The organism is Enterobacter cloacae complex sp. P1B, assembly GCF_014982345.1.
In the GTDB taxonomy this organism is placed as follows: Bacteria; Pseudomonadota; Gammaproteobacteria; order Enterobacterales; family Enterobacteriaceae; genus Enterobacter; species Enterobacter bugandensis.
Genome location: NZ_JADCLF010000013.1, coordinates 536,943 through 551,741, shown reverse-complemented (window position 1 = coordinate 551,741; position 14,799 = coordinate 536,943). Strand labels below are relative to the sequence as shown.

General features: G+C 61.4%; 15 protein-coding genes. 13 read left to right on the top strand and 2 right to left on the bottom strand.

Features of this window, described 5'->3' with window-relative positions; all coding sequences use genetic code 11:
* Nucleotides 1–133: 133 nt before the first annotated feature.
* Complete coding sequence (gene paaZ / locus INF77_RS15455; protein ID WP_193531822.1) at nt 134–2,176, bottom strand: phenylacetic acid degradation bifunctional protein PaaZ; 2,043 nt, start codon at nt 2,174–2,176, stop codon at nt 134–136.
* A gap of 285 nt (nt 2,177–2,461) precedes the next feature.
* Between paaZ and paaA the strand changes: the two genes are divergently transcribed.
* From paaA to paaY, 13 genes are all read left to right on the top strand, one after another.
* On the top strand, nt 2,462–3,391 hold the full coding sequence (gene paaA, locus INF77_RS15450; RefSeq protein WP_048960755.1) for a 1,2-phenylacetyl-CoA epoxidase subunit PaaA: 930 nt from the start codon (nt 2,462–2,464) through the stop codon (nt 3,389–3,391).
* A 12-nt stretch (nt 3,392–3,403) separates the two neighbouring features.
* Nucleotides 3,404–3,691: a 1,2-phenylacetyl-CoA epoxidase subunit PaaB gene (paaB, locus tag INF77_RS15445; RefSeq protein WP_003857353.1), complete on the top strand. Its 288-nt coding sequence runs from the start codon at nt 3,404–3,406 to the stop codon at nt 3,689–3,691.
* 8 nt (nt 3,692–3,699) lie between these two features.
* Nucleotides 3,700–4,446: a 1,2-phenylacetyl-CoA epoxidase subunit PaaC gene (gene paaC, locus INF77_RS15440; protein ID WP_193531823.1), complete on the top strand. Its 747-nt coding sequence runs from the start codon at nt 3,700–3,702 to the stop codon at nt 4,444–4,446.
* A gap of 11 nt (nt 4,447–4,457) precedes the next feature.
* The gene (gene paaD / locus INF77_RS15435; protein WP_193531824.1) at nt 4,458–4,955 is read left to right on the top strand and encodes a 1,2-phenylacetyl-CoA epoxidase subunit PaaD; all 498 of its coding nucleotides are present in this window, start codon (nt 4,458–4,460) and stop codon (nt 4,953–4,955) included.
* Nucleotides 4,956–4,962: 7 nt separating this feature from the next.
* Nucleotides 4,963–6,033 (top strand): 1,2-phenylacetyl-CoA epoxidase subunit PaaE, encoded by a 1,071-nt coding sequence (gene paaE / locus INF77_RS15430; RefSeq protein WP_150143678.1) that lies wholly within the window; start codon nt 4,963–4,965, stop codon nt 6,031–6,033.
* Nucleotides 6,030–6,797, top strand: coding sequence for a 2,3-dehydroadipyl-CoA hydratase PaaF (gene paaF, locus INF77_RS15425; RefSeq protein ID WP_193531825.1), 768 nt, complete (start codon nt 6,030–6,032; stop codon nt 6,795–6,797). The genes paaE and paaF overlap by 4 nt, the downstream gene beginning before the upstream one ends.
* The gene (gene paaG, locus INF77_RS15420; protein WP_041910183.1) at nt 6,797–7,585 is read left to right on the top strand and encodes a 2-(1,2-epoxy-1,2-dihydrophenyl)acetyl-CoA isomerase PaaG; all 789 of its coding nucleotides are present in this window, start codon (nt 6,797–6,799) and stop codon (nt 7,583–7,585) included. The genes paaF and paaG overlap by 1 nt, the downstream gene beginning before the upstream one ends.
* A 1-nt stretch (nt 7,586) precedes the next feature.
* Nucleotides 7,587–9,011, top strand: coding sequence for a 3-hydroxyacyl-CoA dehydrogenase PaaH (gene paaH, locus INF77_RS15415; RefSeq protein ID WP_193531826.1), 1,425 nt, complete (start codon nt 7,587–7,589; stop codon nt 9,009–9,011).
* A complete protein-coding gene (paaI, locus tag INF77_RS15410) occupies nt 9,001–9,423 on the top strand; it encodes a hydroxyphenylacetyl-CoA thioesterase PaaI (protein WP_028013034.1) in 423 nt (140 codons plus the stop codon). The genes paaH and paaI overlap by 11 nt, the downstream gene beginning before the upstream one ends.
* Nucleotides 9,423–10,628, top strand: coding sequence for a 3-oxoadipyl-CoA thiolase (gene pcaF, locus INF77_RS15405; RefSeq protein ID WP_193531827.1), 1,206 nt, complete (start codon nt 9,423–9,425; stop codon nt 10,626–10,628). Before paaI ends, pcaF begins: the two co-directional genes overlap by 1 nt.
* Nucleotides 10,629–10,655: 27 nt before the next feature.
* A complete protein-coding gene (paaK, locus tag INF77_RS15400) occupies nt 10,656–11,972 on the top strand; it encodes a phenylacetate--CoA ligase PaaK (RefSeq protein ID WP_047365282.1) in 1,317 nt (438 codons plus the stop codon).
* A gap of 84 nt (nt 11,973–12,056) precedes the next feature.
* The gene (gene paaX / locus INF77_RS15395) at nt 12,057–12,992 is read left to right on the top strand and encodes a phenylacetic acid degradation operon negative regulatory protein PaaX (protein ID WP_021241337.1); all 936 of its coding nucleotides are present in this window, start codon (nt 12,057–12,059) and stop codon (nt 12,990–12,992) included.
* Nucleotides 12,993–13,001: 9 nt separating this feature from the next.
* Complete coding sequence (paaY, locus tag INF77_RS15390; RefSeq protein WP_028013037.1) at nt 13,002–13,598, top strand: phenylacetic acid degradation protein PaaY; 597 nt, start codon at nt 13,002–13,004, stop codon at nt 13,596–13,598.
* Here the strand turns inward: paaY and INF77_RS15385 are convergent.
* Complete coding sequence (locus tag INF77_RS15385; protein ID WP_150143687.1) at nt 13,507–14,778, bottom strand: serine hydrolase; 1,272 nt, start codon at nt 14,776–14,778, stop codon at nt 13,507–13,509. The genes paaY and INF77_RS15385 overlap by 92 nt on opposite strands.
* Nucleotides 14,779–14,799 lie beyond the last annotated feature (21 nt).

Here is a 14,799-nt window from a genome sequence, read left to right as displayed (position 1 = left end):
GAAAAGCGTTTGCCTGCATCTGCCAGGTTATTTGTTGGTCTTGCCAGGTTAAAAAAGGCGCTGAGATAAATCACAGGTCGTGCAGAGCAATCTCCTCTCCCCGTTGGGGAGAGGGGCAGGATGAGGGCGAACGTTAGCTGAAATCACCCCGCTGGCGCGCCACCAGCGTCAGAATGGAGTAGAGCGCCACGGCCTGCTGGTGCTGGTTGAAAATCTCTACCGCCCATTCCACCACGCCGGTCGGTTTTTCCTCGGCGGTACGCTGTTTCTTCAGCGTTTTGCGCTTGCAGGTCAGACGCACCTGGATGGTGTCGCCCGGCTTGACCGGCTCGATAAAGCGCAGGTTTTCCATGCCGTAGTTGGCAATCACCGGCCCGACGCCTGCATCAACGAACAGTCCCGCCGCGGCGGAGATCAGGAAGTAGCCGTGAACCACGCGCTCGCCAAAGATCGACTCTGCCGCCCCGATCTTGTCCATATGGGCGTAGAAGTGGTCGCCGCTCAGGCAGGCAAAATTGACGATGTCCGCCTCCGTTAGCGTGCGGCGCGGCGTCAGCAGGCTGTCGCCCGGCTGCAGTTCCTCAAAGTATTTACGGAACGGATGGACGCGATCTTCCTGCACCGCTGCGCCACGCACCCACTGCTTGCCGATGGCGGCCAGCATCGTCGGGCTGCCCTGAATCGCTGTGCGCTGCAGGTAGTGTTTCACCGCGCGCAGGCCGCCCAGCTCTTCGCCGCCGCCCGCGCGGCCAGGGCCGCCGTGCATTAGCTGAGGAAGCGGGGAGCCGTGGCCGGTAGACTCTTTTGATGATTCTTCGTTAAGGATCTGAATACGCCCGTGGGCGCGTGCCGCGCCGGCAATAAACTGGCGGGCAATGTTCAGGTCTGCGGTGACAAGCGTCCCCGCCAGGCTGCCGCCGCCCGCGCGGGCAAGCTGCATGGCGTGCTCTGCACTGCGATACGGCATTAGCGTGGCGACCGGGCCGAAGGCTTCGGTATCGTGCACCGCCGGGGTTTCATCCGGCTGCGGGCAGAACAGCAGGGTCGGCGGGAAGAACGCCCCCGCGGCCTGCAAATCCGCTTTGCCGCCCAGACGGATCTGGCAGCCTGCGGCGACCAGCCGATCCACTTTCTCCTGCACGTCTGCGCGCTGTTCAGCGTTGACCAGCGCCCCCATCTTCACCCCTTCCTGCGCCGGGTCGCCCATTACCACCTTTTCCAGACGGGCAATCAGCGCCTGGCTGACGGCATCAACCTGGCTTTGCGGGACGATAATCCGGCGAATGGCGGTACATTTCTGCCCGGCCTTGGCGGTCATTTCGCGGACCACCTCCCGAATGAACAGGGCAAACTCCGGCTGCTCCGGCGTGACGTCTTCACCCAACACGCAGCAGTTCAGGGAGTCGGCTTCCATGGTGAACGGAATCGAATTCGCCACAATATTAGGGTGCACGCGCAGGTTTTGCCCGGTGCTGGCGGAGCCGGTAAAGGTCACCACGTCCTGGCTGTCGAGCTGGTCGAGCAGATCGCCCGCGCCGCCGCAAATCAGGCTGATGGCGCCGTCCGGCACCAGTCCGCTGTCCACGATGGATTTGATCATCGCCTGCGTCACCTGCGCGGTAGCGGTGGCGGGCTTGATGATGGCGGGCATCCCGGCAAGCCAGGTCGGCGCGAGTTTTTCCAGCATTCCCCAGCAGGGGAAGTTGAAGGCGTTGATGTGTACCGCCACGCCGGATTTCGAGGTCAGAACGTGGCGCGCCGCAAAGCCGCCTTCTTTCGACAGCGGGATTAGCTCATCTTCCGGCCACAGCGTGTCGTCCGGCAGCTCGCGGCTGCCCAGGCTGGCGTATGTGAAGAGGGTGCCGATGCCGCCTTCAATATCGACCCAGCTGTCCGCCTTCGTCGCGCCCGTCTGGGCGGACAGGGCATAAAACGCCTCTTTTTCGCCGAGCAGGTGTTTCGCCACTGCTTTCAGCATGGCGGCACGTTCAATAAAGGTCATGGCGCGCAATGCCTCGCCCCCATGCTCAATGGCATAGCGACGGGCGGCCGCCATGTCCAGCCCTTCGCTGGTCACTTCCCAGAGTGCTTCGCCGCTGATGGCGTGATGAATCGCGCGTTCGCGGCCCCGGCCAGACTGCCAGGTACCGGACAAGAAGCTGGCTAACTGCTGCATCGCTTATCTCCAAATGTTTCGTGATTTCACTATTAATAGTTTGATCGCGAATCATAAAAATCAAGCTGTGTTTTTAATGAATTGTTAACGTTGTGATCTAGCTGGACGAATCGCGTCGCGTAAAGGCGCTTCGAAAAAGGCCTGGCGTAAAAGCCTTGCGAGCAGCATCACAAAACCGGGAAACAATTCTTGGGGTTATATTTAACCTTTGTGTAACTTTTAAAAAACAAAGTGATTCAACATTTCGCTTTAATTTGCAAACTAACGAATCATAAAGGTGATGACGTGACGCAAGAACAACGGTTTGAGCAGCGCATAGCGCAGGAGACGGCGATTGAGCCTCAGGACTGGATGCCGGAAGCCTACCGTAAAACGCTGATCCGCCAGATTGGTCAGCACGCGCACTCCGAAATTGTCGGCATGCTCCCGGAAGGGAACTGGATAGCCCGCGCGCCGACGCTGCGCCGAAAAGCGATCCTGCTGGCGAAAGTGCAGGACGAAGCCGGACACGGGCTTTACCTCTACAGCGCGGCGGAAACGCTGGGCTGCGCGCGGGAAGACATCTACCAGAAGATGCTCGACGGCAAGATGAAATACTCCTCCATCTTCAACTATCCGACCCTGAGCTGGGCCGATATCGGCGTGATCGGCTGGCTGGTGGACGGGGCGGCCATCGTCAACCAGGTGGCGCTGTGCCGAACCTCCTACGGCCCGTATGCACGGGCGATGGTGAAAATCTGTAAAGAAGAGAGCTTTCACCAGCGTCAGGGTTTTGAAGCCTGCATGGCGCTGGCGCAGGGCAGTGAGGCCCAGCGTCAGATGCTGCAGGACGCCATCAACCGCTTCTGGTGGCCGGCGCTGATGATGTTCGGGCCGAACGACGACAACTCGCCGAACAGCGCCCGCAGCCTGGCCTGGAAAATCAAACGCTTCGGTAACGACGAGCTGCGCCAGCGCTTTGTCGACAACACGATTCCTCAGGTGGAGATGCTCGGCATGACGGTGCCGGATCCGGACCTGCGTTTTGATGAAGAGAGCGGTCACTACCGCTTCGGCGAGATCGACTGGCAGGAGTTTGACGAGGTCATTAACGGGCGCGGCATCTGTAACCACGAACGTCTGGCCGCGAAACGCAAAGCCTGGGACGACGGGGCGTGGGTGCGGGAAGCCGCGCTGGCGCACGCCGAAAAACAACGTACCCGTCAGGCCGCATAAGAGGAAATAACCATGAGCAATGTCTACTGGCCGCTGTACGAAGTGTTCGTACGCAGCAAACAAGGGTTATCCCACCGTCATGTGGGCAGTCTGCATGCCGCCGACGATCGCATGGCGCTGGAAAATGCCCGTGATGCCTACACCCGCCGCAGCGAAGGGTGTTCTATCTGGGTGGTAAAGGCGAGTGAAATTGTGGCCTCCCAGCCAGAAGAGAGCGGCGAGTTCTTCGACCCGGCGGAAAGCAAGGTTTACCGCCATCCGACGTTCTACACCATCCCCGACGGCATCGAGCATATGTGAGGCAAAGAATGAACTCAGTGACTGCCTATGCCCTGCGTCTGGGCGATAACGGACTGGTGCTCTCCCAGCGTCTCGGCGCCTGGTGCGGCCACGCGCCGGAGCTGGAAATCGACCTCGCGCTCGCCAATATCGGCCTCGACCTGCTGGGGCAGGCGCGCAATTTCCTGACCTATGCCGCGGAATTAGAAGGCCAGGGCGATGAAGACACGCTGGCGTTTGGCCGCGACGAGCGCCAGTTCCGCAACGCCCTGCTGGTGGAGCAGCCGAACGGCAGCTTCGCCGACACGATTGCCCGCCAGTACCTGATGGATGCCTGGAACGTAGCGCTGTACGAACGTCTGACTCAAAGCAGCGACGGCCAGCTTGCTGCCATCGCCGCCAAAGCGATCAAAGAGGCGCGCTACCACCTGCGCTTCAGCCGAGGCTGGCTGGTGCGGCTGGGCGACGGGACCGAAACCTCCGCGCAAAAAATGCAGCAGGCCATCGACAGCCTGTGGCGTTTCACAGCGGAGCTGTTTGACGCCGATGAGGTCGAGCTTGAGCTGATTGACGCCGGCGTGGCGGTGGATCCGCGAACCCTGCGCCAGCCGTGGGAAAGCGAAGTGTTTGCTGGTCTGAAAGAATCCTGTCTGCAGGTTCCCGCAGAGGTGGCGTACCGCACCGGGGGCAAGAAGGGGCTTCATACCGAACATCTGGGTCCGATGCTGGCGGAAATGCAGTATCTCCAGCGCGCGTATCCCGGTCAGCAGTGGTAAAGGAGAACGCTATGCAACGCCTCGTCGACATCGCGCCTGCGCAAATTCCGCAGATCTGGTCGCTGTTAAGCCAGATCCCCGATCCGGAAGTGCCGGTGTTAACCATCACCGATTTAGGCATGGTGCGCAGCGTGAAGGCGCAGGGGGAAGGCTGGGTGATTGGCTTCACGCCAACCTACTCGGGCTGCCCGGCAACGGAACACCTGCTGGGGGCGATCCGCGAGGCGATGACCGCGCACGGCTTCACCCCCGTGCACATCGTGCTCCAGCTTGAACCTGCCTGGACCACCGACTGGATGACCGCCGACGCGCGCGAACGCCTGCGGGCGTACGGCATCAGCCCACCGGTGGGGCATAGCTGCCACGCGCACGCCCCGGCAGAGTTGAGCTGCCCGCGCTGTGCCAGCACCGACACCTCCCTTATCAGTGAATTCGGTTCGACGGCCTGCAAAGCGCTCTACCGCTGCAATACCTGCCGCGAGCCCTTCGACTATTTCAAATGTATTTGAGGCTGCCATGACAACGTTTCATTCATTAACAGTGGCAAAAGTGGAACCCGAAACCCGCGACGCGGTAACCATCACCTTCGCGGTGCCGCAGGCGTTGCAGGAGGCATACCGCTTCCGCCCCGGCCAGCACCTGACCCTGAAAACGACGCTGGGCGAAGACGAGCTGCGCCGCTGCTACTCCATCTGCCGCAGCACCGCGCCGGGTGAGATCAGCGTGGCGGTCAAAGCCATCGACGGTGGGCGCTTCTCCCGCTACGCCCGGGATGAGATCAAAGCGGGGATGGCGCTGGAGGTAATGGTTCCTCAGGGGCAGTTTGGCTACCAGCCGCAGCCTGAACGTGAAGGCCACTACCTGGCAATTGCCGCAGGCTCCGGGATCACCCCGATGCTGGCGATTATCTCCGCCACGCTTTCGACCGAATCCAACAGCCATTTCACCCTGATCTACGGCAACCGCAGCAGCCAGAGCATGATGTTCCGCCAGGCGCTGGCGGACCTGAAGGACAAATACCCGCAGCGGCTGCAGCTGGTCTCCATCTTCAGCCAGGAGCGGCTGGACAGCGACCTGCTCTATGGCCGCATCGACGGGGAAAAGCTGCAGGCGCTGGCGAAAACCCTGATTAACTTCCGCCAGTATGACGAGGCCTTTATCTGCGGCCCGTCGGCGATGATGGACGACGCCGAAGCGACGCTGAAGGCGCTGGGGATGCCGGAAAAATCCATTCACCTTGAGCGCTTTAACACCTCCGGAATCACCGTTAAGCGCGCGGTGCACGTGCAGGCGGAAGGTCAAAAAGTGACCGTGCGCCAGGACGGGCGCGACCGTGAAATCACCCTGACGGCGGACGACGAAAGCATTCTTGATGCTGCCCTGCGTCAGGGAGCGGATCTGCCGTATGCCTGCAAGGGCGGCGTGTGCGCCACCTGCAAATGCAAAGTGCTGCGCGGCAAGGTGGACATGGCAACCAACTACAGCCTGGAGCCGGACGAGCTGGCAGCCGGGTACGTACTGAGCTGTCAGTCTTTACCGTTAACCGCCGATGTGATTGTCGACTTTGACGCGAAGGGGATGGCATGAGCGAGCTGATTGTTACCCGTCATGGCCGCGTGCTGCAGCTGACGCTGAACCGTCCGGCGGCGCGCAACGCCCTTAACAATGCGCTGCTGGCGCAGCTTGCGGAACAGCTTGAGGCTGCCGCCGTGGATGCCGATATCGCCGTCTGCGTAATTTACGGTAGCGAGCGCTGCTTTGCCGCCGGGGCCGATATTAACGAAATGGCGGAGAAAGACCTGCCTGCCACCCTGAACGATATCCGCCCGCAGCTGTGGGCGCGCATTAACGCGTTTAACAAACCGCTGATTGCTGCCGTGAACGGCTTCGCGCTGGGCGCAGGCTGCGAGCTGGCGCTGCTGTGCGACGTGATCATTGCTGGCGATAACGCCCGTTTCGGCCTGCCGGAAATCACGCTGGGCATCATGCCCGGCGCGGGCGGCACCCAGCGACTGATACGCAGCGTGGGTAAATCGCTTGCCAGCAAAATGGTGCTGACCGGCGAGAGCATTACCGCAGAGCATGCGCTGAGCGCCGGGCTGGTGAGCGATCTCTTCCAGGCGTCTCTGACACTGGAGTACGCCCTGAAGCAGGCGGCGCTGATGGCGCGCCACTCTCCACTGGCGCTGCAGGCGGCGAAGCAGGCGCTGCGCCAGTCTCAGGAGGTGCCGCTCCAGGCCGGGCTCGCGCAGGAGCGCCAGCTGTTTACGCTGCTTTCCGCCACCGAAGACCGCCGGGAAGGTATCGACGCCTTCTTACAAAAACGCACCCCCGACTTTAAAGGACGCTAATTGTGGAATTTATTCTCAGTCACGTAGAACAGGGCGTAATGACCATTACGCTGAACCGTCCGGAGCGTCTGAACAGCTTTAACGACGTGATGCACCAGCAGCTTGCCGAGTGCCTGAAGCAGGCCGAACGCGATGATGCCATCCGCTGCCTGCTGATCACCGGGGCAGGACGCGGGTTCTGCGCCGGTCAGGATCTGAACGACCGTAACGTCGACCCCAACGGCCCGGCGCCGGATCTGGGGATGTCTGTCGAAACCTTCTACAACCCGCTGGTGCGCCGCCTGGCAAAGCTGCCGAAGCCGGTCATCTGCGCGGTTAACGGGGTGGCGGCTGGCGCGGGAGCTACGCTGGCGCTCGGCTGTGACATGGTGATTGCCGCCCGGTCGGCCAACTTCGTGATGGCCTTCAGCAAGCTCGGCCTGGTGCCGGACTGCGGCGGCACGTGGCTGCTGCCGCGCGTGGCCGGACGCGCCCGCGCCATGGGGCTGGCGCTGCTCGGGGACAAACTCAGCGCCGAGCAGGCGCAGGCGTGGGGGATGATCTGGCAGGTGGTGGACGACGACCAGCTCTCCGCCACGGCGCAGCAGATGGCGCTGCACTTTGCCTCGCAGCCGACCTTCGGCCTGGGCCTGATCAAGCAGGCGATCAATGCTGCGGAAACCAACACCCTCGACGCGCAGCTTGACCTGGAGCGCGACTATCAGCGTCTGGCCGGTCGCAGCGACGACTACCGCGAGGGCGTCAGCGCTTTCCTCGCGAAGCGCGCGCCTAACTTTACGGGGAAATAAGATGCTCAACATACGGACTGTCGCCGTGATTGGCAGCGGCACGATGGGCGCGGGGATTGCAGAAGTGGCGGCCAGTCACGGGCATCAGGTGCTGCTCTACGATATTTCCAGCGATGCGATATCCCGTGCTATCGAGGGGATCCGCCAGCGTCTGGCCTCCCGGGTGACGCGCGGAAAACTCTCCGCCGATGCCGGGAGCCAGATCCTCGCCCGGCTGCTTCCCGTCACGGATATCACCGCGCTCTCCGTCGCCGAACTGGTGATTGAAGCGGCCTCGGAACGGCTGGAGGTGAAAAAGGCGCTCTTTTCGCAGCTGGCGGAAATCTGCCCGCCGCAGACGGTGCTGACCAGCAATACCTCTTCGATCTCCGTCACGGCGATTGCTGCGGACATCCACCATCCTGAGCGCGTCGTCGGGCTGCACTTCTTCAACCCGGCGCCGGTCATGAAGCTGGTGGAGGTGGTGAGCGGGCTGGCAACCTCCCCGGAAGTGGCCGACGCGCTGTGCGAGCTGGCGCTGAACTGGGGCAAGCAGCCCGTGCGCTGCCAGTCGACGCCGGGGTTCATCGTCAACCGCGTCGCGCGTCCGTTCTATTCCGAGGCCTGGCGCGCGCTGGAAGAGCAGGTGGCCGCGCCGGAGGTGATTGACGCCGCCCTGCGCGAAGGCGGCGGCTTCCCGATGGGCCCGCTGGAGCTGACCGACATGATTGGTCAGGACGTTAATTTCGCGGTGACCTGCTCGGTATTTAACGCCTTCTGGCAGGAGCGTCGTTTTCTGCCCTCGCTGGTGCAGCAGGAGCTGGTGCTGGCTGGCAGGCTGGGCAAAAAAAGCGGGAAGGGCGTTTATGACTGGCAGGGCGACAGGCCCGGGGTGCGCTGGGCTGATACCGTGAACGACAGCTACAGCCCGATGCGCGTGGAAAAAAGACGTGACAGTGTCACGGAAATTGATGGTGTGTACCTGATTGAAACGCAGGGCGAAACCGCGCAGGCCCTGGCGCTGCGGCTTAACGGGCCGGTGGTTGTAGTAGACCGCATCGAGCGTGACGTCGCGATCATCGCCGCAGCCGCCAGCAACCCGCATACCGCGACGCAAAAGGCCATCCGCTACCTGCAGCAGCAGGGGCTTCGGGTGGTGCAGATTGCCGATTATCCCGGCCTGCTGGTCTGGCGCACGGTGGCGATGATTGCCAACGAAGCGCTGGATGCTCTGCAAAAAGGGGTCGCCAGCGAGAAGGACATCGATACCGCCATGCGCCTGGGCGTCAACTACCCGAGCGGGCCGATCGCCTGGGGCGAGCGTCTGGGCTGGCAGCGCCTGCTGACGCTGCTGGAGAACCTGCAGCGTCATTATGGCGAAGAACGCTATCGCCCCTGTTCCCTGCTGCGCCAGCGCGCGCTTCTGGAGAGTAGCTATGAGTCATAACGCCTGGCACAACGCCCGCGCCATGTACGAACGGGACGCCTGCGCGCAGGCGATGGGGATGGACATTGTCGATATGGACGACGGCTACGCGGTGGTGTCCATGACCATCACCCCGCAGATGCTCAACGGCCACCAAACCTGCCACGGCGGACAGCTGTTTTCGCTGGCAGACACCGCCTTTGCCTACGCCTGCAACAGTCAGGGGCTGGCGGCGGTGGCCTCCGGCTGTTCGATTGATTTTCTGCGTCCGGGCTTTGCCGGGGACACGCTCACCGCCACCGCGCGGGTGAAGCATCAGGGCAGGCTGACCGGCGTGTACGACATTGAAATTCAGAACCAGCAACAGAAAACCGTCGCCCTTTTTCGCGGAAAATCTCACCGCATCGGCGGCAATGTGACAGGAGAGGCCTGATGCGTGACGCATTTATTTGTGATGGCGTTCGAACCCCGGTTGGGCGCTACGGCGGGGCGCTTTCCGCCGTTCGGACTGACGATCTTGGCGCCGTGCCGCTCCGCGCGCTGCTGGCCCGCTATCCGCAGCTTGATCTGGAGCGGATTGACGACGTGATCTTCGGCTGCGCGAACCAGGCGGGTGAAGATAACCGCAACGTGGCGCGTATGTCGTCGCTGCTGGCCGGGCTGCCGCAGACGGTGTCCGGAACCACCATTAACCGCCTGTGCGGGTCGGGGCTGGACGCGATTGGTTTTGCCGCACGCGCCATTAAGGCGGGCGACGGCGACCTGCTGATTGCGGGCGGCGTGGAGTCCATGTCCCGCGCGCCGTTTGTGATGGGCAAAGCCACCGCCGCGTTCCAGCGACAGGCGGAGATCTTCGATACCACCATCGGCTGGCGATTTGTGAATCCGCTCATGCATCAGCAATTCGGAACTGACAGCATGCCGGAAACGGCAGAGAATGTAGCTGAATTGTTAAATATCAGCCGTGCCGATCAGGACGCGTTCGCGCTGCGCAGCCAGCAGCGTACCGCGCAGGCGCAGCAGAACGGCATTCTGGCGCAGGAGATTGTGTCGGTGCAGGTGCCGGGGAAAAAAGGGGCGGTCAACGAGTTCAGCGAGGATGAACATCCCCGCGCGGACACCACGCTTGAGCAGCTTGCCGGGCTAAAAACGCCGTTCCGCAGGAACGGGGTGGTCACGGCGGGAAATGCCTCCGGCGTCAACGACGGCGCAGCGGCGCTGTTCGTCGCCAGCGAGCAGATGGCGCTGGCGCAGGGGCTGGTCCCGCGCACGCGGATCGTGGCGATGGCGACGGCAGGCGTGGAGCCACGTCTGATGGGACTCGGCCCGGTACCTGCCACGCGCAAGGTGCTGGAGCGCGCCGGACTCAGCATTAACGAGATGGACGTGATCGAGCTTAACGAAGCTTTCGCCGCGCAGGCGCTGGGCGTGCTGCGTCAGCTGGGATTGCCGGATGATGCCGCGCACGTCAACCCGAACGGTGGCGCGATAGCGATTGGTCACCCGCTGGGGATGAGCGGCGCCAGACTGGCGCTGGCCGCGAGTAATGAACTGCACCGACGCGGCGGGCGCTACGCGCTGTGTACGATGTGCATCGGTGTGGGTCAGGGCATTGCCATGATCCTTGAGCGTGTTTGAGCATAAAAACAATGTGAGTACCCTACAATGACAAATACAACAAAGCTTGATCCGATTGAAACGGCCTCCCTTGACGAACTGCAGGCGCTGCAGACCGCGCGTCTGAAATGGACGCTGCACCACGCCTATAACAACGTGCCGATGTACAAACGCAAGTTTGACGCTGCGGGCGTTCACCCTGACGATTTCAACGAGCTGGCGGATATCCGCAAATTCCCGTGCACCACCAAGCAGGACCTGCGGGATAACTATCCGTTTGATACCTTTGCCGTGCCGATGGAGCAGGTGGTGCGTATTCACGCGTCATCCGGCACCACCGGCAAGCCGACGGTTGTCGGCTACACGCAGGGCGACATCGACAACTGGGCCAACCTGGTGGCACGCTCCCTGCGCGCTGCGGGCGGCAGCGCGAAGGACAAAATTCACGTGGCCTATGGCTATGGCCTGTTTACCGGCGGGCTGGGCGCGCACTACGGCGCCGAGCGTTTGGGGGCGACGGTGATCCCGATGTCCGGCGGCCAGACAGAGAAACAGGCGCAGCTGATCCGTGATTTCCAGCCGGACATGATCATGGTGACGCCATCCTACTGTCTCAACCTGATCGAGGAGCTGGAGCGCCAGATGGGCGGCGACGCCAGCACCTGCTCACTGCGCGTTGGCGTTTTCGGTGCGGAGCCGTGGACGCAGGCCATGCGTCGCGAAATCGAAAAACGCTTAGGCATTACGGCGCTGGATATTTATGGCCTCTCCGAGGTGATGGGGCCTGGCGTGGCGATGGAGTGTATCGAAACCGCCGATGGCCCAACGATCTGGGAAGATCATTTCTACCCGGAGATCGTCAACCCGAACGACGGCACTCCGCTGGATGACGGCCAGCAGGGCGAACTGCTGTTCACCACGCTGACCAAAGAGGCGCTGCCGGTGATCCGCTACCGCACCCGCGATCTGACGCGTCTGCTGCCGGCAACCGCGCGCAGTATGCGCCGTATGGACCGGATCAGCGGCCGCAGCGACGATATGCTGATCATCCGCGGCGTCAACGTTTTCCCGTCGCAGCTGGAAGAGGAGATCGTGAAGTTCGAACACCTTTCTCCGCACTATCAGCTGGAGGTGAATCGTCGTGGGCATCTTGATTCACTTTCCGTGAAGGTGGAGCTGAAAGAGAGCAGCTTAACGCTGACGCACGAGCAGCGTTGCCAGGTATGCCACCAGCTGCGCCACCGCATAAAGTCGATGGTCGGGATTTCCACCGACGTGATGATTGTGAACTGCGGCAGCATCCCGCGCTCGGAGGGGAAAGCCTGCCGGGTGTTTGATCTGCGTAAAGTTGCGGCCAACGGCTAAAACACCTTCCCCTCTCCCCTTTGGGGAGAGGGCCAGGGTGAGGGGCTTATGCTATGATTCATCCAGGACAAAAATAACAACAGAATGAATCACATGAATAAACTCGACGCCTTTATCCAGCACGCGGTCAGCTCGGTTCCCGTCAGCGGAACGTCGCTTATCTCCTCGTTATACGGTGACGCGCTTTCCCACCGCGGCGGCGAGATTTGGCTCGGCAGCCTGGCCGCCTTACTGGAAGGTATGGGATTTGGCGAGCGCTTCGTGCGCACCGCGCTGTTTCGCCTCAACAAAGAGGGCTGGCTGGACGTCTCCCGCATCGGGCGGCGCAGCTTTTACCGCCTGAGCGATAAGGGGCTGCGACTGACGCGTCGCGCGGAGAATAAGATTTATCGCGCAGAGCTGCCCGCCTGGGACGGCAAATGGCTGCTGCTGCTCTCCGAAGGGCTGGATAAAACTACGCTCGCGGATGTGAAAAAACAGCTCATCTGGCAAGGATTTGGCACGCTGGCACCGAGCCTGATGGCCTCGCCGTCCCAGCATCTGGCGGACGTGCAGTCCCTGCTTCACGATGCCGGCGTGGCGGAAAACGTGATCTTCTTTGAAGCCCACTCGCCGCTGGCGCTCTCCCGCGCCGCGCTGCGTTCGCGGGTGGAAGAGTGCTGGCAGTTAACCGAGCAAAACGCGATGTACGAGTCGTTTATCAACTCGTTCCGCCCGCTGCTGCCGCTGCTGAAGGAGGCCGCGCCGGAGGAGCTGACGCCGGAGCGCTGCTTCCAGATCCAGCTGCTGCTGATTCACTTTTATCGCCGCGTGGTGCTGAAAGACCCACTGTTGCCGGAGGAGTTACTGCCCGCGCACTGGGCGGGGCAAAGCGCCCGACAGCTCTGCATTAATATCTATCAGCGTGTCGCGCCGGGGGCGCTGGCGTTTGTCAGCGAGAAGGGCGAAACCTCCGTGGGTGAACTGCCCGTGCCCGGCACGCTCTACTATCAACGCTTTGGTGGTCTTACAAGCGCATAAGGAGTGAAGATGCCAGTTTATCAAATTGACGGTCTGACGCCGGTGGTACCTGACGAAAGCTATGTTCACCCAACGGCGGTGCTGATTGGCGACGTAATTCTGGGTAAAGGCGTATATGTTGGCCCTAATGCCAGCCTGCGCGGTGATTTTGGCCGTATCGTGGTGAAAGATGGCGCGAACATTCAGGATAATTGCGTGATGCACGGTTTCCCGGAGCAGGACACGGTGGTGGAGGAGGAGGGGCATATCGGCCACAGCGCCATCCTGCACGGCTGCATAATCCGCCGCAACGCGCTGGTGGGTATGAACGCGGTGGTGATGGACGGGGCAGTGATTGGTGAAAACAGCATCGTCGGCGCGGCGGCGTTCGTGAAGGCGAAAGCGGAGATGCCTGCCAACCACTTGATTATCGGCAGCCCGGCCAAAGCGATTCGCGAGCTGAGCGAGCAGGAGATGGCGTGGAAGCGGCAGGGCACGCGGGAGTATCAAGTGCTGGTGGAGCGCTGCAAGCTAACTATGCACCAGGTTGAGCCGCTGCGCGAGGCTGAGCCTGACCGGAAACGGCTGGCGTTTGACGAGAACTTAAGGCCGAAGTCGGCGATGTAGGGGTAAGGCCGTCTTTTTTCGCCATATCCATCAGTAGCGCGATGCCAATATAGTTGCTCCAGTTAAAGATATTTTGCAGCACCACCACCGCATTGCCTTTCTCTTTGTCATAGCCGATGAAGCTGGAGTAGCCGCCGATATAGCCGACCTGATAGGTGATTTTTTCCAGACCGATAAAGTCGGTGGTCCAGGCAATGCCCTGCACCCCGTCGGGGCGTTGAATATCGGTATTTCTGACTTCGTCAAAAACGCTGTCCAGCAAGGGATTGTGGGTCGTAGAGACGTGATAGCGGGCATAGGCCGCCAGATCTTCGGCGTTACTGTACAGGCTTGCCGCCGCCACCATGTTGTTGGAAAAATGCCAGTCTGGCGTCAGCTGCCCGCGCGGGATGAATTTTGGCTGATCGCCCGCGTGGCCGAGCGCCCGCTGGGGGTATCCTTTGAGCTTCTGGGGCGTAAAGCTGCTGTTCACCATGTGCAGCGGACGGAAAATATAGCGTGACGCTAAACTCTGAATATCTTCGCCGGTTTTGTGCTTCAGGATATAGCCAATCAGGGCGTAGCCGGTATTCGAGTATTGCGGCGTTTTATCTCTCGGCGCGCGCCAGTTCGCCAGATAACGCAGCACGTTATCGCTGTCCAGTTCACCGTAGAAATTATCACCCGTGCCTAAGTAGCGGATGAATTTTCCGAGCATCGGAACGTCCATATTCTGGCGCGGAAGGCCGGAGGTGTGGGTTACCAGCTCCAGCAGGGTGATTTTTTGTGCATCCTTACTTAGCGGCGTTCCCGGCGGTAGCAATGTCGCCAGGCTGTCGTTCCAGTTCAGTTGCCCCTCACTCACCAGACAGGCCACCACTTCCGCCGTGATCCCTTTGCTGAGCGAGCCGAGCGCAAACAGGGTATCGGGCCTGACCGGGTAGCGGTTGACCGCATCGGTAACGCCCCAGGTGTAAAACTGAGGCGAGCCGTGATTATGGATCACCGCGACCGTCATTCCTGGAACGGACTTTTGCGCCATGTAGTGACGCACCACGCTGTCAACGTCGCCATCCAGCGATTCATGGGTGAGGAGTTCCTGGGTACCTTCCGGGGAGGACATTTGCGAGAGCGTGCCACAACCGCTGAGGAATGGGATAGCAAGCAGAAGCCAGCGAATTTTTTTTGTGATGTTCTGCATACCTGATAGCGAGTGTGGTGG